The organism is Anaerobacillus sp., from assembly GCF_046314235.1.
In the GTDB taxonomy this organism is placed as follows: Bacteria; Bacillota; Bacilli; order Bacillales; family Anaerobacillaceae; genus Anaerobacillus.
Genome location: NZ_JBKBWN010000005.1, coordinates 185,980 through 205,268 on the forward strand (window position 1 = coordinate 185,980; position 19,289 = coordinate 205,268).

14 protein-coding genes are annotated in these 19,289 nt (G+C 36.6%); 1 reads left to right on the forward strand and 13 read right to left on the reverse strand.

Features of this window, described 5'->3' with window-relative positions; translation table 11 throughout:
* Positions 1 to 3 precede the first annotated feature (3 nt).
* The 10 genes from rlmN to ACK4M9_RS08940 form a co-directional block, all read right to left on the reverse strand.
* Positions 4 to 1,071, reverse strand: a complete 1,068-nt coding sequence (gene rlmN, locus ACK4M9_RS08895; RefSeq protein ID WP_409849515.1) for a dual-specificity RNA methyltransferase RlmN — start codon at positions 1,069 to 1,071, stop codon at positions 4 to 6.
* Between the two features lie 77 nt (positions 1,072 to 1,148).
* On the reverse strand, positions 1,149 to 2,495 hold the full coding sequence (rsmB, locus tag ACK4M9_RS08900) for a 16S rRNA (cytosine(967)-C(5))-methyltransferase RsmB (protein WP_409849517.1): 1,347 nt from the start codon (positions 2,493 to 2,495) through the stop codon (positions 1,149 to 1,151).
* Entirely contained in the window at positions 2,495 to 3,448 is a 954-nt protein-coding gene (gene fmt, locus ACK4M9_RS08905) for a methionyl-tRNA formyltransferase (RefSeq protein ID WP_409849856.1), read from the reverse strand. Before fmt ends, rsmB begins: the two co-directional genes overlap by 1 nt.
* 76 nt (positions 3,449 to 3,524) lie before the next feature.
* Entirely contained in the window at positions 3,525 to 5,939 is a 2,415-nt protein-coding gene (priA, locus tag ACK4M9_RS08910; RefSeq protein ID WP_409849519.1) for a primosomal protein N', read from the reverse strand.
* Entirely contained in the window at positions 5,936 to 7,141 is a 1,206-nt protein-coding gene (gene coaBC, locus ACK4M9_RS08915) for a bifunctional phosphopantothenoylcysteine decarboxylase/phosphopantothenate--cysteine ligase CoaBC (RefSeq protein WP_409849521.1), read from the reverse strand. Before coaBC ends, priA begins: the two co-directional genes overlap by 4 nt.
* A gap of 207 nt (positions 7,142 to 7,348) precedes the next feature.
* Positions 7,349 to 7,555, reverse strand: coding sequence for a DNA-directed RNA polymerase subunit omega (rpoZ, locus tag ACK4M9_RS08920; RefSeq protein ID WP_409849523.1), 207 nt, complete (start codon positions 7,553 to 7,555; stop codon positions 7,349 to 7,351).
* Entirely contained in the window at positions 7,556 to 8,170 is a 615-nt protein-coding gene (gene gmk / locus ACK4M9_RS08925) for a guanylate kinase (protein ID WP_409849858.1), read from the reverse strand.
* A gap of 307 nt (positions 8,171 to 8,477) precedes the next feature.
* Positions 8,478 to 8,735 carry an extracellular matrix/biofilm regulator RemA gene (gene remA, locus ACK4M9_RS08930; RefSeq protein WP_409849525.1) on the reverse strand — a complete coding sequence of 86 codons (258 nt, stop codon included), beginning with the start codon at positions 8,733 to 8,735 and terminating at the stop codon, positions 8,478 to 8,480.
* A 99-nt stretch (positions 8,736 to 8,834) separates the two neighbouring features.
* Complete coding sequence (locus tag ACK4M9_RS08935; RefSeq protein WP_409849527.1) at positions 8,835 to 9,722, reverse strand: YicC/YloC family endoribonuclease; 888 nt, start codon at positions 9,720 to 9,722, stop codon at positions 8,835 to 8,837.
* Positions 9,723 to 9,868: 146 nt separating this feature from the next.
* Positions 9,869 to 12,577 (reverse strand): calcium-translocating P-type ATPase, SERCA-type, encoded by a 2,709-nt coding sequence (locus tag ACK4M9_RS08940; RefSeq protein WP_409849528.1) that lies wholly within the window; start codon positions 12,575 to 12,577, stop codon positions 9,869 to 9,871.
* 209 nt (positions 12,578 to 12,786) lie between these two features.
* Between ACK4M9_RS08940 and ACK4M9_RS08945 the strand changes: the two genes are divergently transcribed.
* A complete protein-coding gene (locus ACK4M9_RS08945; protein WP_409849530.1) occupies positions 12,787 to 14,496 on the forward strand; it encodes an Rqc2 family fibronectin-binding protein in 1,710 nt (569 codons plus the stop codon).
* A gap of 124 nt (positions 14,497 to 14,620) precedes the next feature.
* Here the strand turns inward: ACK4M9_RS08945 and ACK4M9_RS08950 are convergent, their stop codons facing one another.
* The 3 genes from ACK4M9_RS08950 to ACK4M9_RS08960 form a co-directional block, all read right to left on the reverse strand.
* Entirely contained in the window at positions 14,621 to 16,432 is a 1,812-nt protein-coding gene (locus tag ACK4M9_RS08950; protein WP_409849532.1) for an ABC transporter ATP-binding protein, read from the reverse strand.
* Positions 16,432 to 18,201, reverse strand: a complete 1,770-nt coding sequence (locus ACK4M9_RS08955) for an ABC transporter ATP-binding protein (protein ID WP_409849534.1) — start codon at positions 18,199 to 18,201, stop codon at positions 16,432 to 16,434. Before ACK4M9_RS08955 ends, ACK4M9_RS08950 begins: the two co-directional genes overlap by 1 nt.
* A gap of 374 nt (positions 18,202 to 18,575) precedes the next feature.
* On the reverse strand, positions 18,576 to 19,232 hold the full coding sequence (locus tag ACK4M9_RS08960) for a class I SAM-dependent methyltransferase (protein ID WP_409849536.1): 657 nt from the start codon (positions 19,230 to 19,232) through the stop codon (positions 18,576 to 18,578).
* Between the last annotated feature and the right edge of the window lie 57 nt (positions 19,233 to 19,289).

Consider the following 19,289-nt stretch of genomic DNA (forward strand, 5'->3'; position numbering starts at 1 on the left):
TTTTTATCCCCTCGTTTCTTCTTTACGTTCCTTAGCTCTTAATTGACCACAAGCTGCATCAATATCATGGCCCTGTTCGCGACGTATGGTAACATTAACTCCCTGAGACTTCAAGATTTTTTCAAACTTGAAAATCTGCTCTCTTGGTGTGCGGATAAAATTACGTTCAACAACATCGTTTACAGGAATTAAATTCACGTGACACTTTATTCCTTTAATTAATTCCGCTAACATCTGGGCGTGTTGGTCTTGATCGTTCACACCGCCAAATAAGCCATATTCGAAAGTAACTCTGCGCCCAGTCTTATCTATATAATAGCGAACAGCATCCATTAACTTATCTAAAGTATAGGCTTTGTTTATTGGCATTAAACTTGATCTAATTTCCGTAGTTGGAGCGTGTAATGAGATTGCAAAATTGATTTGAAGCTTTTCATTGGCAAAATCATAAATCTTCGGAATAATACCACTTGTGGAGACTGTAATATGCCTTGCGCCAATATTTAATCCTTTCTCACTATTAATTGTTCTTAAGAAACTAACTAGTGGATCATAATTATCAAACGGTTCACCAATCCCCATTACAACGACAGAACTCACTCGTTCATTAACTTCATCTAGAGCACGCTGCGACTGTAATACTTGAGCTACTATTTCACCTGCTTCTAAATTTCGTTTTAAGCCACCTAATGTTGAAGCGCAAAAAGTACAACCGATGCGACAACCCACTTGTGTTGTAACACAAACACTATTACCATATTCATGGCGCATCACGACAGTTTCAATCGAGTAGCCATCTTGTAACTCAAATAAAAATTTAATTGTACCATCTTTAGATTCTTGTTTAGTCAACGTTTTTAATGTCGTTAAGTTAAAATGATTCGCCAACTTGTCCCGTAAATCCTTTGATAAATTAGTCATTTCTTCAAAAGATATGACTCTTTTTTTATATAGCCAGTCAAATATTTGACCAGCACGAAATTTTGGCTCATTGTTGCCTTTTAACCATGCTTCCAACGTTTCGAATTCTAAACTGAAGATCGATGGTTTTTCTTGTTGGTTTTCAATCATATTCCTTTACACACCTTTTTAAGAGAGGTTCAAAAAAAACTCGTAGCACTAAATCTCTTTTGAAACATTCTCTATCATTAATTTTTGATCATACTAGCGATAAAAAAGCCGTCTGTGCCAAAATCAGATGGCAATAATTGAACCATCCCATCCGTGCAGAAACTTTGAGCTTTCTTTGGTAAACGTTCTTTAAGTGAAATATCGCTCTGAAAATCTCGATTACTCTCTAAGAAATTTTTCACAACGAGTTCATTCTCAAGCTTGTCTATCGTACAAGTACTATAGACAAGCCTACCGCCTGGCTTCAATAAGGGCGCAACCGCCTCTAATATTGCTTTTTGAATCTCTGTTATCTTCTCGACATCTTCTATTTGTTTCTGCCATTTAATATCTGGCTTCCTACGAATAACACCTAGCCCCGTACACGGCGCATCTACTAAAATACAGTCAAAACTTTCTTTTTGAAAAATGTCGCCTGCTTTTCGGCTATCTGTAGCTTTCGTTGAAATAATTGAAAGCTTTAATCGATTCGCTTGTTCATCAATCAGCTTCACCTTATGATCATGAAGGTCTAAGGCGTAGATTTCGCCTTGATTATTCATTACTTCTGCCAAATGAGTTGTCTTCCCGCCAGGAGCAGCACAGCTATCTAATACTTTCATTCCTGGTTGTGGATTTAAGGCCCTTGCAACTAGCATCGAACTCTCATCTTGAATCGACAAATAGCCATCCTTAAATAGCTTCGTAGTTGGTAACGTTCCTTGTACGATCTTCAGTGCATCCGGTGATAAGTCGCCTTCTTCAGCTTTTATCCCTTCACTTGCGAGCAATTTTGTCAATTCATTTTTATCCTTCATAACTACTTGGTTGACTCTAGCTGTGACTATTGGAGGGACGAGATTTATTTCACAAATAGCTTTTGTTCTTTCTAACCCAAACTGTTCTAGCCAACGTTCAATAAGCCAAGTAGGGTGACTAAACTGTAATGACAATTTTTCATGAGGATCTTCTATTGAATCAAGACTAGGAACGCCTTCTCTTATAATCGATCTTAACGTCCCATTTACCATTGCCGAAATTCCCTTATGCCCTTTTTTCTTGGCAATTTCAACGGCTTCATGAACGATTGCTCGCTCCGGTACTCTATCTAAATAAATCATTTGATATAGTGAGAGCCTTAACAGGACAAGAACCCACTGATCTAACTTTTTCAGGCCACCTTTAACAAATGAAATTAGATAGTAATCTAAAGTGTTTTTTCGTTGTAGGGTTCCATAGACAATTTCAGTGAGCAAACCTACATCTTTTTCATTCAATTTCTCTCGTTTTATCGTTTGATTTAATAGAAGGTTAGAGTACGCTTGGCTTTTTTCAATTTGAAGTAATATATCTAAGGCTACCTCTCGTACATTTTTTTTAAGCATTAAGATTCTCCTAACTTATTTCCTACTGATAATTCGGCCCCTGCACCTCGTAAAAACTGTTCAGCACTTAATCTTTTTTTCCCTGATGGCTGTAAATCAGTCACTTTAATGTAGGTTTCATCGCCAGTGCTAACAATAAAACCATCACTCTCGATCGAAACGATCGTGCCTGGGCGTGATTGACTGTCGTGATTTGTAGTAACTTTATTTGCCCACCAAATTTTTAAAGTTTGACCATTTAGAACTGTATAGGCAACTGGCCATGGGTGGAGACCACGAATTTGATCATAGATCACTTTGCCGCTAGCTTCCCAATTAATCTTCTCTTTTTCACGGATAATATTTGGCGCAAACGTCACTTTCTCTTCATCTTGTTTAATTGGTGTTAACTTTCCGGCAATTAAGTTAGGAATAGTATGTGCTAGTAATTCTGCACCAATCACACTTAACTTATTATGTAATGTTCCTACATGGTCGTCCTCTTCTATATCTACCTTTGCTTGGGTTAAGATATCTCCTGCATCTAATTTTTCTACCATATACATAATTGTAATCCCTGTTTCTATCTTACCATCAATAATCGCTTGGTGAATTGGCGCACCACCACGATACTCAGGTAAGAGCGACGCATGAACATTTATACAGCCATATTTAGGACTATCGAGAAGCTGCTTTGGTAAGATTTGACCAAACGCAGCGGTTACAACTAAATCTGGCTTTAATTCTAAAACTTGCTGCAAATCTTCTTCACGTTTTATTTTTTCAGGTTGGATAATCGTCAACCCATGTTTTAACGCTTCTACTTTTACAGGTGGTGGCGTTAACTCCTTTTTTCTCCCTTTTGGTCTATCAGGTTGTGTAACAACCCCAACAACTTCATAGCCTTCATCTATTAAACGCTTAAGAACAGGGACCGAAAAATCAGGAGTCCCCATAAACACTACTCTCATAATAAGCACCTCTTTATTAGTTTTACACAGTGTAAAATTGAGAGTTTGTTGAGACTGTTGCCCCACTCTAAACTCTACACTACATTAGAACAAATGGATTCATATCAATTGATACTTGGAAATTACCTTGGCTCATTTCTCTTTTATAATTTTCAACAACTTCTTTTAAAACATTGACTAGCATCGGTTCATTTTTGTATTTTATCATGCATTGATAGCGATATCTATCTTTTATCCTAGGGATTGAGCAAGCTACAGGGCCTAATACAATTGCCTTTTCAGATAAAGATCTTTTCACATATGCTGTAATTTTTTCGGTAATTTCAATTACTTTGGTAATTTCAGGATGGGAAACTTGAATTACCGTAATAAAATAATATGGGGGATAGCTTTGAAGCTTTCTAATACCCATCTCTTTCTCAAAAAACGAGATAAAGTCATGATTTCTAACAAGGTCAATACTATAATGCTCAGGGGTATACGTTTGAATGACTACCTCACCAGGAAGCTTGTGACGTCCTGCGCGGCCACTTACTTGAGTTAGCAACTGAAATGTTCTCTCACTTGATCTAAAATCAGGGAGATGAAGCATAGAGTCAGCTGCTAATACCCCCACTAGCGTAATGTTAGGGAAATCTAATCCCTTTGCAATCATCTGTGTCCCAAGAAGAATATCCGCCTTCCCCTCTCCAAACTGAGTGAGGAGCCTTTCATGAGCACCTTTTTTCCTTGTCGTGTCTACATCCATTCTTATAACTCTAGCACCCGGAAACACTTTTGCTATTTCTTCTTCGACTTTTTGTGTTCCAGATCCAAAAAATCGAATATGTTCACTCTCGCAGCTACTACACTTTTGGGGCATATTCTCTTGATGACCACAGTAATGACATTTTAATGACCTACTCGTTTGGTGGTATGTCAAAGAAATATCACAGTGTGGGCATTGCGCTACATATCCACAGTCTCGACACATTACAAACGTTGAATACCCACGCCTATTTAAAAATAGCACACTCTGCTCGCCACGATTAAGTCTGTCAGAAAGCTTATCATATAGGGCGGTAGAAAACATCGAACGATTGCCCGCTTTTAACTCTTCTCGCATATCAACAACATCAACTGTAGGTAATTTGACATCATTGACACGCTCAAGCATTTCTAATAATTGGTACACGTCTTTTTTTGCTCTAGCATATGTTTCCAATGACGGAGTGGCACTTCCTAATATCAAGGGGCAGTGATAGAATTTTGCACGTTGTATCGCCACATCTCTAGCATGATACCGAGGGTTTTCTTCTTGTTTATAGGTTGCTTCATGTTCTTCATCGATAATAATAATACCGATGTTTTTAAATGGCGCAAATATCGCTGACCTAGCTCCAACAACGACTTGTACCTGTCCGTTATGGATTTTTCTCCATTCATCATATTTCTCTCCAGTTGAAAGACCACTATGAAGAACTGCAACAAGTGACCCAAAACGTTCTTTAAATCGTTGCACCATTTGCGGTGTTAGTGATATTTCCGGGACAAGAACAATGGCTTCCTTGCCTTGCTCTAACACTTTAGCTATTGATTGTAAATAAACTTCTGTTTTACCACTCCCGGTTACGCCATGGATTAGAAAAGTTTTATGTTGTTCATTAGTAATCGAATGAAAAATAGACTTTATAACTGTCAGCTGATTTCTTGTCAACTCTAGAGGAGCTGTTTTTCTAAAGACTCGGTTAGCGTATGGATCACGAGAAACTTCAATATCTTGTTCGGTTAAGATCGCTTTTTCTACTAATGATTTTATCGTACTTCTAGAAGCACTTGCTTGTTCAATAAGCTCAGTAATTGAAATGGGATGAGGATACTTCATAAAAAACTCGATTACTTGTTTTTGTTTTTGGCTACGATTACCTAACTCTTTAAGATGTTGGCCTAAATCTTCATAGCAAGTTGGTTCAACAGCTTTAATTATCTTTTTAGTGATTTTATCATTAACTTTGTAAATAACTTCCAAGTAACCCGCTGTAACAGCTTTTTTTATTGAGGCGACAAGTGTTTTGGTATTTGAAGTCATAAACTCATCCCAAACTACAGTCTCTCGATGCCTAAACCACTCTCTTAACTCTGGTGGAAGTTCTAGCAAGGAATTCCCTTTAAGCTTTACTTCTTTTTTATACCTTGCCTTTAGTGCTGCTGGTAACATTGCTTGATAAGCAGTGATTTTAAAACAAAGTGCACTTGTCGTTAACCAATCACCTAAATCAATAAGCTCAGCTGTCAAAACAGGGGTGACATCTAGTACTTCCTCTATTTCCTTTAGCTTATCAAAGTCGGTTCCTCCCCCAACTGATATGACAAAACCTTGAACCTTCCTTGGACCAAAAGGAACAATGACCCTCATACCTCTTTCAATAATGCCTTGTAAATGTAAGGGCACCTTATAGTCAAACAAACGATCCGTTCCACCTGTTGGAACATCAACGACAACTTTTACAATCATTTTTCATTTTCCTTTAACAATTGTTCTATTTCGTTTAATAGGTTACTAGCTACTTCCTTTTTACTCATCAACGGTAAGGGAAGAGTTGTTCCATTCTTATTAAAGATAGTGACAACATTCGTATCTCCTTGAAAACCAGCACCTGACTGGACAATATTATTAGCAACGATCAGATCTAAATTTTTACGTTTTAATTTTTCTTTAGCATAAAACTCTAGCTGTTCACTTTCAGCTGCGAATCCAATAAGTAGCTGGTGCGATTTCTGTTCGCCTAACGTTTTTAATATGTCTATTGTTCTTTCCATCTCGATAGCCAAATCGCCAGGCTGTTTCTTAACTTTTTGACTAGAAATTTGTTTTGGTCGATAGTCAGCAACTGCAGCAGTTTTTACGACAACATCGACCTCTTCGTAAAACATCATTACTTTTTCAAACATCTCGGCAGCACTCGTAGCTTGTACAACCTGAACATTAGCAGGTGGTTGTAAATTTGTCGGACCAGACACTAAAATAACATTGGCCCCGCGATTTGAGGCTTCTTCGGCAATCGCATAGCCCATCTTTCCTGAAGAGCCATTCGTAAAGTATCGGACTGGATCGAGCTTTTCTTGTGTGGGGCCAGCTGTAACTAAAATGGTTTTTCCGTCTAATGATGTAGCAGACCGAAAGAACTTCTCAAGATAATCGATCATATCCTCTGGTTCCATAAGTCTGCCCTTTCCAACATATCCACAAGCCAAGTACCCTTCGCTTGGCTCTAAAAATTGATAACCATAAGAGTGTAACTTATTAATATTTGCCTTTACTGCAGAATGTTCATACATATGAACATTCATCGCTGGTGCAATTAATACAGGTGCAGTAGTAGCAAGTATCATCGTCGAAACGAGATCATCAGCAATGCCGTTCGCAATTTTACCAATAATATTTGCAGTGGCAGGTGCAATCACAACCACATCTGCCCAATCAGCTACATCTATATGGGTAATTTTCGTAGCGTCTTTTTCTTCAAACGTATCTACATAAACAGGCTCGCGAGATAGTGACTGAAAAGTTAGGGGAGTTACAAACTTTGTTGCCCCTTCAGTCATAACAACTTTTACGATAGCACCTGCTTGAGTTAACTTACTAGTAAGTGCGCAAGCTTTATAAACAGCAATGCCTCCAGAAACACACAATAAGACTTTTTTCCCCGTTAACATTTGATCTCCTCCATAAGGATTTTTAGTTATAAATATAAGTTGTAAATTTTTTTAGATGTCTATGTAATAAAAAAAAGGTGACTCGAACGGTTTTCAACTACTCCCTATTATATATTAACTAGTGAAAAACCTTTAATCAAAAGGTTACATTCTCTAAATAATAATTCATAGGGGGCAGTTACCGATTTGAGTCATCCCCATTTGCAGTTATTCTTCTCTACGTTTAAATGAAAGTTGTCCGGATGATATTTCTTCAAGCGCCTTACCAACTTGTTTGAAAGACTTAGGCTTTAAGACCATTAAATCTCTTTCGTTTGACTCTTTTAGATAGCGAGCTCTTCTTGATGAAACAGTCACTAATGTATACTTTGAGTCTAGTTTCGTTAATAAATTGTCGATTGATGGGTATAACATTTACTCAGCCTCCACTAATTGTTGATATTTTTCAATTAACCGATCTTTTCGGCAATGTTCAGCAATGACGATTGCTTTAATTCTTTCTACCGCAAGATGAACTTCATCGTTTTCAACGACATAATCATATTTGCTCATCATTTCTATCTCATCTTTTGCTACTGTCATACGATTGTTAATTAAATCTTCTGTTTCAGTTCCACGATTTACAATACGATTTCTGAGTTCGGCAAGACTTGGAGGCATAAGAAAGATAAAAACGCCTTCTGGGAACTTCTCTCGTACCTTTAATGCTCCTTGAACCTCTATTTCAAGTATAATATCATTGCCTTCACTTAATGTTTTTTCAACGTAATCAGTAGGGGTACCATAAAAATTCCCAACATATTCAGCCCACTCTAGTAGTTGGTCATGTTTAATCATTTCCTCAAACTGTTTTCTCGTTTTAAAGAAATAGTTAACCCCATCAATTTCCCCTTCTCTTGGAGTCCGGGTTGTTGCGGAAACAGAGTATAAAATATCTGTTTCTTGCTTTCGAAGCGCTCCACAAACTGTACCTTTACCTACACCAGAAGGGCCAGAAAGAACTATTAATAAACCTCTTTCTTTTTTCATCATTACCTCCAACTCAATCTCCACAAGAAAAGCGCAAGTGCCTAGTCCGAACAAGTATTATGCTCTGTTAGTAAAAAAGTGTGCCTTTTACTTTCTCGTTTGAAAGTAAACTTTTTCAATACGGACGGTCTCGGCGCTGTAGCTAGACATCTTTCCAAGTTTTAAATATTTTTCTTTTCACTAAAAAACAATTTATTTTCTAACTATCTATGGCAATAGCCTTAGTTATACTATCATTAAGTAACCAATCATTAATAGTAGTAAAAACTCCTGCTCACCTTATAAAAGCCGGAAATAAAATTGATCATTAATCTTCAGAATCATCTTTATTCGATAAACGTTGTGCTACCGTTTCAGGTTGAACAGCAGATAAAATGACATGATCACTATCGGCAATAATAACAGCTCTCGTTCTTCTTCCATATGTAGCATCAATTAGCATGTTGCGTTCCCTTGCTTCTTGAATAATTCGTTTAATCGGTGCTGATTCTGGACTGACAATTGAGATTATGCGATTTGCCGAAACAATATTGCCAAAGCCAATATTAATAAGTTTAATATTCATTGTTTTCCCCTGCCCATCTTTATATTATAACCAGATTATTGATCATTTTAACACCTTTTTTTATTTACTGAGCTATACTTATGCTTAGCTACATAGGTGTTATTCAATATTTTGAACTTGTTCTTTAATTTTTTCAAGTTCTGCCTTTAACTCAACTACTTGTTTGTTTATATGTATATCATTAGATTTTGAGCCGATCGTATTTACTTCCCGATTCATTTCTTGGACAAGAAAATCAAGCTTTCTACCAACGGGAATATTATTATCAGCTTCAATTACCGTTAAAAACTGCTCAATATGACTGTTTAACCTCGTTAATTCCTCGTCTATATTTGCTTTATCGGCAAATACTGCAATTTCTGTAAGCAGTCGTCCTTCATCAAGTTCTATTTTCCCTGCTAGGAATTCATCGACCCGCTTTAGTAAACGATGATGATACGCTTCCACAACGCTAGGGGCATGGGCTCTTATATCTTTAGATAAACAAGTCAGCCTAGCTAGTCTTTGTTTTAAATCTTGGTAAAGAGAACTCCCTTCTTTTAGACGCATCTCTAAAAGTTCTTTAGCTGCCTTTTCGGTTGTAGCAATAATTTCAAATGCAAGTGTTTCAGAGTGATTTTCCTTTTCTAAAATAGAAACTACATCCGGGTGTAGCATCAGCTTTTCTAATGAAAGTTGTTGAAAAATCCCCAACCTTCTTTCTGCTTCTTCATGCATTCCCTTAAATTCATCTATTAAATCCCAGTCGATTTGTAGCGTCCTTTGTACTAACCCTTCTCCTTCAACTGTTAAAAATACATCAACTTTACCGCGCTGTACATATTTACTTACTGTTTTTTTTAGTTTCTCTTCTAGAAATAAAAATTGCCGTGGCATCCGGATCGTAATCTCCGAAAAGCGATGATTAATTGATTTCATTTCAATACTAATTTTATAATTTTCCTTTTCAATAAACGCTTGACCATATCCAGTCATGCTAACTAACATAATATCACATCCACAATTCTATTCTAACCAATTTTACCATTATCAACAAGTTTAGGAAATAGAAACAATAAAACAGCGTATAAAAAAGACTAACTTGTTATGTTCAAAGTTAAATGAAAGAACATAACAAGTCAGTCTATAGTAAATTATTTTCTTTTGAAAAGATGAAAGCCAGCCAAGGCAATCGTAGGGATTGAAGCCATTGAGAGAACTAACAACCATTCACGAACATTTAAGCCAACTGTATGGAATACAGGCTGTAATGGCGGAAAGTACATAACAATTAGCATTAACGCTGTTGAAGAGATGACCGCCAATACTAAATAAATATTTTGAAATGGATTTCTATGGAAAACAGAGTGTTCACTACGGCAATCGAAAACGTGAATTAACTGGGCCATTACTAGAGTTGCAAAAGCAACTGATTGTGCTCTCATTAAATTATCAGGATCTTGTGTTAGCGTTAACCAGAAAGCGATTAATGTTACAACACCAATCATAAAACCTCGGCTTACGATCTTCCAGGCTAACCCTCGAGCAAATACATTTTCCATCGGATGGCGTGGCTTTCGCCTCATTACATCACTCTCAGCTTGATCTAGTCCAAGAGCCATTGCCGGTAATCCATCAGTCACGAGATTAATCCAAAGGATTTGAATGGCCACTAATGGTAACGGCATCCCTAGCATCATAGCAAATAGCATAACTAGTATTTCACCGACATTTGAGGCAAGCATGTAACGAATAAACTTCCGAATGTTGTCGTATATATTTCTTCCTTCTTTAATCGCTGCTTTTATTGTTGCAAAGTTATCGTCGCTTAAAACTAACGAAGATGCTTCCTTGGCTACATCTGTTCCAGTAATCCCCATGGCAACACCGATATTTGCCGCCTTTATCGCTGGTGCGTCGTTCACACCATCTCCAGTCATTGCCACAATATGACCTTTTGCTTGTAGTGCTTTTACAATTTTCAGTTTATGTTCTGGGGAAACGCGGGCATAAACGTAGATGTCATCAACAACTTCTTCTAATTCAGCGACACTCATTTTCGCTAAGGTCTTACCATCCATTATTTTTCCGTGGGTAGGTAAGATCATTAATTGTGTTGCGATTGCTTTGGCAGTAATAATATGATCTCCAGTAATCATGATTGTTTTAATGCCAGCATCACGACACTCTAATATTGAAGCTTTTACTTCAGGTCTTGGTGGGTCGATCATCCCTTGAAGACCAATAAATGTTAAATTATTTTCAACAGCCTCCGCTGAAGATAGGTTAGCGTTGGGCTCAATCTCTTTATAAGCAATCGCGATTGTACGAAGTGCTTGCGAAGCTAAACTATCGATTGATTGAGTAACAGCCTTTTCTTTTTGTGGAGTTAAGGACTGATATCTCTCCTCCCATAAAATTTGCTTACTTTTTCTTAATAAAATATCAGGTGCGCCTTTGGTAACAACAAAACGTTTACCGTCCTTTTTCCGCTCAACAATGACACTCATCATTTTTCTTGTTGATTCAAATGGAAACTCTTCAACGATTTTATAGTCATTTTCTAAAACTCGCCTTGTAATTCCCGCTTTTTCGGCACAAACGACTAAAGCTCCTTCAGTAGGATCACCGTCAATTGCATATCTCAATTTTGTCTTCCCGAGTAGTCCTTCTTTTACTTCACTTGTAATTATTTTCGCATTGTTACAAAGTGCACCAAATGTTAAAAGTTGTTGCACTGTTTTTTCGGTTTTCAAATCTACTTTTTTAGCATTTACAAAAAAATCACCTTTAGGTTCATAACCAGTGCCAGAAACACCCCATGTTTTACCACCTGACCAAAGGTTTGTTACTGTCATTTTATTTTGAGTTAATGTACCTGTTTTATCTGAACATATGACAGAAGCACAGCCTAACGTTTCTACAGCAGGCAACTTTCTCACAATCGCCTTTCTTTTAATCATACGTTGAACGCCAAGCGCTAACGCTACTGTAACAATCGCTGGTAAGCCTTCTGGAATTGCAGCAACCGCCAACGAAACCCCAGCTAAGAACATAATATATGCATCATGACCTTGGTATACACCAATGACAACTACTAAAGCTGTTAACAAAAGTGCTACTAAAATTAAGATTTTGCCTAGCTGTTCAAGCTTATGTTGTAACGGTGTAATCATTGTTTCTGCAGACTGCAGTAAATGGGCAATCTTCCCCATTTCGGTTTTCATTCCAGTAGCAACAATAACACCAATACCACTTCCTTGTGTCACCATTGTCCCCATAAATGCCATGTTCTCTTGATCACCGATTGATAGGTCCTCGCCTGATAACACTGCCTCTGTTTTTTGAACTGGAACTGATTCTCCGGTTAAAGCACTTTCTTCAATTCTTAATCCCTTTGCTTCAATAATTCTAATATCTGCACCAATCCGATCACCACTCGTAAATTTAACGATATCACCAGCAACAACCTCAACTGACGGAACCTTTTTCCATTCACCTTCTCGGAGGATCATCATTTGCGGTGCTGATAATTCCTTTAAAGCGGCCAACGACTTTTCCGCTTTACGTTCTTGAATAAATCCTAAAACACCATTTAAAAGCACGATTAAAATGATTGTGATCGCATCAATATATTCACCTAACAGACCAGATATTAACGTTGCGACTAATAAAACAATCACCATAAAGTCTTTAAATTGTGCTAAAAACAAGAAAAAAGCCGGAACAGTTTCGCCTTCATCGAGTTTGTTGTAACCAAACTGTTTCAACCTTTTTGCCGCTTCTTCCTCTGGTAAACCATCTGTAAAATGCGAACGGGTCATTTCTTCTACTTCTTTTATCTCTCGTTCATACCACTTCATTTCTACACCCCACATCTGTATCATTTAGAGTCAACCCTTGTCCTTTAAAACATCTTTATTCAGGCAAGTCCAAAAAAATGCTATACTGTTTGTGGAATAGTAAATGTTGGGATGAGCAGTAGTAATTATTTGTTCAAATTTTCAAATGAGAATTTCACCCTTGGTAACACTACAGATCAAGGTGAATAAAAATAATGGAGTGAAGAAATATGTCTTTTGATGGAACGATGTTAAATGCAGTAGTCACTGAACTTAAACAAACACTTTCTTTGGGAAGAATTACAAAAATATATCAACCTTATAAAACCGAACTAATTTTTACAGTTCGCGCAAATGGGGGGAACCACCAGCTACTTTTATCTGCCAATCCTAGTTTTGCAAGATTACATATTACGAATGAAAAAATAGATAACCCTTCTGAACCACCCATGTTTTGTATGTTGCTAAGAAAGCATCTTGAGGGAGGAATCATTGAAGATATTGAACAGATTGATCTAGAACGTATTGTTATTATCCGAATTAAAGGAAGAAACGAGCTAGGTGATATAAGTTATAAAAAACTAATGATTGAAATTATGGGACGTCATAGTAATATCATCCTACTTGATGAAAAAGACGACAAAATTTTAGACAGTATTAAACATCTTTCACCTGGGGTAAATAGTTACCGCACGATCTTGCCTGGCCAGCCATATAAGCTTCCACCGGAGCAACAAAAACTAAACCCGTTAACAATTGACGAGATCAGCTTTCTAAAAAAAATCGACTTTAATTCTGGCAAGATTGACGGTCAAATTGTAAATCAGTTTTCAGGGATTTCACCTCAAATCGCAAAAGAAATCGCTTTTCGCGCAAAGCTTGCAAATAAAGACACACTTACAAAAGCGTTTTTTGAAGTGGTTGAGCAAATTAAGGCAAAGCAATATGCACCGCAAATAACGGTTACCGCTAATAAAGAATATTTTTCAATTATTAAACTAAGCCATTTAAAAGGAGAAGTTCATGCTTTTTCTTCTGTTAGCGAGATGCTTACTCGCTTCTATTTCGGTAAAGCAGAGCGAGATCGCGTTCACCAACAAGCAAGTGATTTAGAGAAGTTTTTAAAAAATGAATATCAAAAAAATAAATCCAAAATGAAAAAACTTGAGCAAACACTTACAGATGCAGAAGCTTCTTCTAAGTTTCGTAAGCTCGGGGAACTAATCACAGCTAATTTATACCAAATAAATAAGGGACAAAAAGAAATAGAGGTCATCGATTTTTATGATGAGCAAGCAAACTCTATTGTCATTTCACTTGATCCTTTAAAAAGTCCTTCTGAAAATGCTCAAAATTATTTTAAGAAATACAACAAAGCAAAAAATTCGTTAGAAATTGTTAAAGATCAAATTGAAAAAACGAAACAAGAAATTTTCTATTTAGAAGAAATTTTAGGACAATTGGAATCTGCTGCTCCAAAAGACATTGCGGAAATTAGAGAAGAGTTAATGGAAGGCGGGTATATTCGAAGTCGTAATAAAAAGCAGGCGAAAAAGAAAAAAGAAACAAAACCAATTCTCGAACAATATAAATCTTCTACAGGTCTAGAAATCTTAGTTGGAAAAAATAATAAGCAAAATGAGTATTTAACTAATCGCTTAGCAAGACAATACGAGACATGGCTTCATACAAAAGACATCCCTGGCTCACATGTCGTCATCAAGAGTACAGAAGTTGATGAAACCACATTAATAGAGGCAGCAACGATTGCCGCTTACTTCAGTAAAGCTAGACAATCCAGCTCTGTCCCTGTTGATTACACGATTATTAAACACGTCAAAAAACCTAGTGGATCAAAACCAGGCTACGTCATTTACGACAACCAAACAACCCTTTATGTAACTCCAGATGAAGAGATTGTGAGGAATCTTAAAGTATAATGTAGAATGTAAAATTTTATCTTAGTGCTTCGCAGCAAGCAAAAAAGGGCATGGAAGTATAATTCTCCATACCCTTTTTATTTTTTAGAAGCTTCAAAGCTGAACCCTCAACATCATTTTACATTTACCCTGCATCTAAAACCTTGAATTGTGCTTTGACGAGTTTGTAATACTCACCTTTTTGTGCCATTAGCTCCTCATGGTTTCCGGTTTCTAATATATTTCCATGTTCTAAGACGATGATGTTGTCAGCTTCTCGAATTGTGGAGAGGCGATGAGCAATCATAATCGATGTTCGATCTTTTAGTAATGTACGCAAAGCCTCTTGGATCATTTGCTCTGTTTCTGTATCGATACTAGCTGTTGCCTCATCTAGAATTAAAATTTGAGGATCAGCAAGTAAGGCTCTCGCAAACGATAATAGCTGTCGTTCCCCAACCGATAATATATTTCCTCGCTCTTCTACTTCCGTATCGTACCCATCATTTAATTGTTCAATAAACTTATTTGCTCCTACGGTTTCACAAGCCTTCATTACTTCCTCATCAGTTGCCTCTGGCTTTCCAAAACGAACATTATCCATAATAGTCCCTGAAAAAATAAATGTTTCTTGTAACACTGTACTAACACGAGCCCTTAAGCTATCAAGTTTAATATCTCTTAAATCGTGACCATCTACTTTCACTTTACCGCTAGTAGGATCGTAAAATCTGGCAATCAAGTTTACAATCGTTGTTTTCCCTGACCCTGTGTGCCCTACTAGTGCCACAGTTTGCCCAGCACCAATTTCTAAGTTAATTTTATTTAAGGCAGTTCTTTTATCGTCATAAGAAAATTCTACGTCTTCAAATTGCACATGACCTTTCATCTCATCTAAGAAAAATGCTTTTTTACTTTCTTTGACTGCAGGTTTCTCATCTAGAAATTCAAATATCCGTTCTGAAGAGGCCATCCCTACTAATAATTGATTATACACTTGCCCAAGACGAGAGATTGGCTCCCAAAACATGCCTAGGTAAAATGCAAAGGAGACAAACGTTCCTATATCCATAACATTTCCTTGAATTAACGTGACACCATACCAGATTAAAATCGCCGTACCAATAGCATTGGACATTTCCACAAACGGTCGAAACATCGCATTTTTTTGCGTAGCATCACGCCACGCTTGGTAATTATCCTCGTTCATTCTCTCAAAAAAGCTAATATTTTCTTTTTCTTGAGTATATGATTGCGTCACACGAATGCCTTGAATGCTCTCATTAAGATGAGAATTGATTTGTGATTGCTTTAATCGAACTAATTGCCACGAACGTCTGATTTTTCTCCGTAAGCCAGTTGATATGAAGAACATAAGCGGTAAAATAATCATAACTGCTAATGTTAATTGCGGGCTTAAGAAAAACAAAATTACGATAATTCCTACTAACATCATTAAATCCATAAGAAGATTAATAACCCCATTAGTAAATAAATCTTGTAATGAATTCACATCGTTCGTAATACGAACTAGGATCGAACCGGCCGACCTTTTATCGAAAAATTTATGGGATAAGCGTTGAATATGTTTAAATAAAGCTTGTCGTAAATCAAAGATGACATATTGCCCTAATCTATTCATCCACCGTATTCTCCAAGTGTTTGCCAACCATGAGACTATATATAGGATCGCTATTAAAAGAACAATATTCTTTAATGCCTCACCGTCACGATCATAAATAACATTATTTAACGCTACTACCCCAATCAAAATTGGCGTAATAAGTCGAATAGCTGTTGATACAACCATCGCTAGAATAGCTAGTGGAAGTAATTTTTTTGAATATGGTTTCATGTAACCAAATAATCTAAGCATTTGCTTCCAATTAAATGGCTTTTCAATGACCGAATCTACGGCATAATGAAACCGATTTTTCTTTTCTTGTTTGGTCTTCACTATATACTCACCTTCTTACTTTCAGCTTCGGTAATCGTCTGGTGGTCTTTGAATTGAATATTGTAAATACGTCGATAAATCCCTAACTCATTTGCTAATAATTCCTCATGTTTACCTCGTTCACGAACTTCTCCATCTTCTAAGACAAGAATTTCATCTGCGTGCATGAGTGAAGATATACGATGAGCGATAATAAACGTCGTTCGACCCTTCATAACTTCTTGGAAAGCAGCCTGAATTTTTGCCTCTGTTTCCATATCTACCGCACTTGTTGCGTCATCAAAAATTAAAATACTAGGATTGATTAATATTGATCTCGCAATCGCAATTCGTTGCTTTTGCCCACCTGAAAGACCCATCCCCCGTTCACCGAGAATTGTGTCATAGCCATCAGGAAGCTCCATAATAAATTCATGAGCATCCGCCCGTCTAGCTGCATCCTCAATTTGTTCGATCGTTGCATCTGGAGAACCATAGGAAATATTATCTCTAATTGAACATGAGAATAAAAATGATTCTTGAAGTACTGATCCGATGTTTTTACGTAAAGCTTGAATTGAGTACTCATTAATATTTTTCCCGTCAATCAATATTTCTCCCTGGTCAGCCTCATAAAAACGCGAGATTAATTGCGTAATCGTTGTTTTTCCTGCCCCTGTTGCTCCAATTAAGCCAATCACTTTGCCAACCGGCGCATCAAAGCTAACATTTTTTAAGACCATACCTTCTTCCCCATTATAACTATGGTAAACTTCTTTGAATTGAACATGGCCCTTTAGACGTTCAACGTCTATCGCTCCATCACTATCTTTAATGTCTTCAATTTCATCAAGAATTTCTACAAGCCGTTCACCTGAAGCCTTTGATTGCGAAAATGTATTAATGATAAAACCTAAGTTCATTAACGGTCCAATGATGTACCAAACTAAGCTAAAAAAGGCAACTAACTCCCCAGGTTCTAATGTATTATTAATAACCATGAAACCACCAAAGCCTAAAAGCATAACGACACAGAAGTGGCCAATTAACTCCATTAAAGGAAAATATTTCGCCCAAATATTTGATGTTTGAATATAGTTATCTTTATAATCACCGTTATTGTCTACGAATTTATTAATTTCATAGTCTTCCCGTGAAAGTGACTTAACTGTGTTCATCCCACTAATGTTTTCTTGAACTTTTGTCGTAAGTCTCGCAAAAGATTTTCTAATTCCTTTAAATGCAGGATGAACTTCTTTATCAAAACGGTATACGACTACAATTAAAAATGGCATTGCTGCCAATGTAAGTAAAGCTAACGGAACACTAAAATATAGCATGATTCCTAGACTTAATCCCACGAGTAATATGAGATTTAAAGCTTGCGCAAATCCAAAAGATAAAAAGAAACGGAAACCTTCCACATCAGCAGTTAAACGTGACATGAGATCCCCCGTTTTTGCGTTATCATAATAACGAAATGGTAAGTATTGTAGCTTTTTATATAAAGCATTTCTCAGTTCATAAACGGTTTTTATCCCAAATAAATCACCGAAAAACTGATGATAATATGTGGCAATTCCTTTAATGACCATAATACCAACAAAACCTAACGCAACGTAAGGAACTAGCTGAAACTCGCCACTAAGAATTACATCGTCAATCGTAAACTTCAAAATAATTGGATAAACAACAGTAATTGCCGTAACAAAAAACAAGAATAAAATTGAACCTAAAAAATACTTTTGATAAGGCCAATAAAACTGTTTAAGCCGTAAAAATGTTTTCATAATAAACCCCCAAGAATAATTTAGAATTCCCATCTTAACCTTATGAATTTCATAATCATTTTCAGTACCAGCATGTAGATTAATTTTAATTACTTATTTTGAAATAGGTAACTCATTAAAGTAGTAAGAAAATTTTCTAAAATGAAAAAAATAATAGGTAATCTTTAATATATCGGTTTCCGAAATAAATTTCTACCTTTAAATCCCCTGAATTTTTGCCTTTTTCAGTGAATTAGTTCAAATTGACTCTGTATATCTCTCTAATAGTAACGAATTCTCCCTTTTTTAGATTTACACTATTTTCGAATTGTTAATCCCTCTTAAAAAATACAAAAAACTAGCTCCAGAACTTAGGAACTAGTTACTTTATATAGTTAATATTTAGCGATTGTAATAATCGCTAAGTCGTTTAAGACTTTGATATTAGTGACTGTCTCTGCCCCACTCTTTTTAAAGTAATTGATTAGCTGGTCAGTTGAGAACGTATGCCTACTCGTTGAAATCGTTGACCATTGTAACAGTGTTTTTTGTTCAAAGTCTGTCAATCCGTTTTCATTACAGTAGCCTAGGGCTTCCTCCCGATTCATTTTAAGGGATGGATTCAGCATGGCAATCATCCCATCCCTTTTTATCACTCTGATCATTTCTTCCATAGCTATCGTTGGCTCAGGAAGTAAGAAGAGAACACATGTAGAAACCGCAATATCAAACTCATTGTCTTCAAATGGCAATTTATAAGCATCTCCTACAATAAAGGTAGCCTTTTTGTCCAATTCATGTGAGCTGAACGTTTGTTTACATGCCTTGATCATTTCTGAAGATAAGTCAATCCCAGTTACATGCCGCGCTTCCTTAGCACCTCTTAGTAAAAAGCGACCCGTTCCACAACCAACATCTAAAACTCTCTTTTCTTTCCAGCTTCCTGTCGCCTCTTTTAACTGTTTATGGATAGAACTTAGCCAATTTGTTTTAGCCATTCCATCGAAAAACCGGACAAGCTGATCAAAGTCTTTACCTTCCATCTTTTTCATCTTTATAACCTCCTATAGGGAGCCCTAATAGTTTGCCGTGTTCCTGTTCCCTACAAA

Excerpts from the sequence above, each read along its gene's own strand:
- rsmB (WP_409849517.1), bottom strand. The coding sequence starts at position 2,495 with ATGCTTAAAAAAAATGTACGAGAGGTAGCCTTAGATATATTACTTCAA.
- ACK4M9_RS08945 (WP_409849530.1), top strand. The coding sequence starts at position 12,787 with ATGTCTTTTGATGGAACGATGTTAAATGCAGTAGTCACTGAACTTAAA.
- remA (WP_409849525.1), bottom strand. The coding sequence starts at position 8,735 with ATGAATATTAAACTTATTAATATTGGCTTTGGCAATATTGTTTCGGCA.
- ACK4M9_RS08935 (WP_409849527.1), bottom strand. The coding sequence starts at position 9,722 with ATGTTAGTTAGCATGACTGGATATGGTCAAGCGTTTATTGAAAAGGAA.
- gmk (WP_409849858.1), bottom strand. The coding sequence starts at position 8,170 with ATGAAAAAAGAAAGAGGTTTATTAATAGTTCTTTCTGGCCCTTCTGGT.
- ACK4M9_RS08955 (WP_409849534.1), bottom strand. The coding sequence starts at position 18,201 with ATGAAAACATTTTTACGGCTTAAACAGTTTTATTGGCCTTATCAAAAG.
- coaBC (WP_409849521.1), bottom strand. The coding sequence starts at position 7,141 with ATGTTAACGGGGAAAAAAGTCTTATTGTGTGTTTCTGGAGGCATTGCT.
- rpoZ (WP_409849523.1), bottom strand. The coding sequence starts at position 7,555 with ATGTTATACCCATCAATCGACAATTTATTAACGAAACTAGACTCAAAG.
- priA (WP_409849519.1), bottom strand. The coding sequence starts at position 5,939 with ATGATTGTAAAAGTTGTCGTTGATGTTCCAACAGGTGGAACGGATCGT.
- rlmN (WP_409849515.1), bottom strand. The coding sequence starts at position 1,071 with ATGATTGAAAACCAACAAGAAAAACCATCGATCTTCAGTTTAGAATTC.
- ACK4M9_RS08960 (WP_409849536.1), bottom strand. The coding sequence starts at position 19,232 with ATGAAAAAGATGGAAGGTAAAGACTTTGATCAGCTTGTCCGGTTTTTC.
- ACK4M9_RS08940 (WP_409849528.1), bottom strand. The coding sequence starts at position 12,577 with ATGAAGTGGTATGAACGAGAGATAAAAGAAGTAGAAGAAATGACCCGT.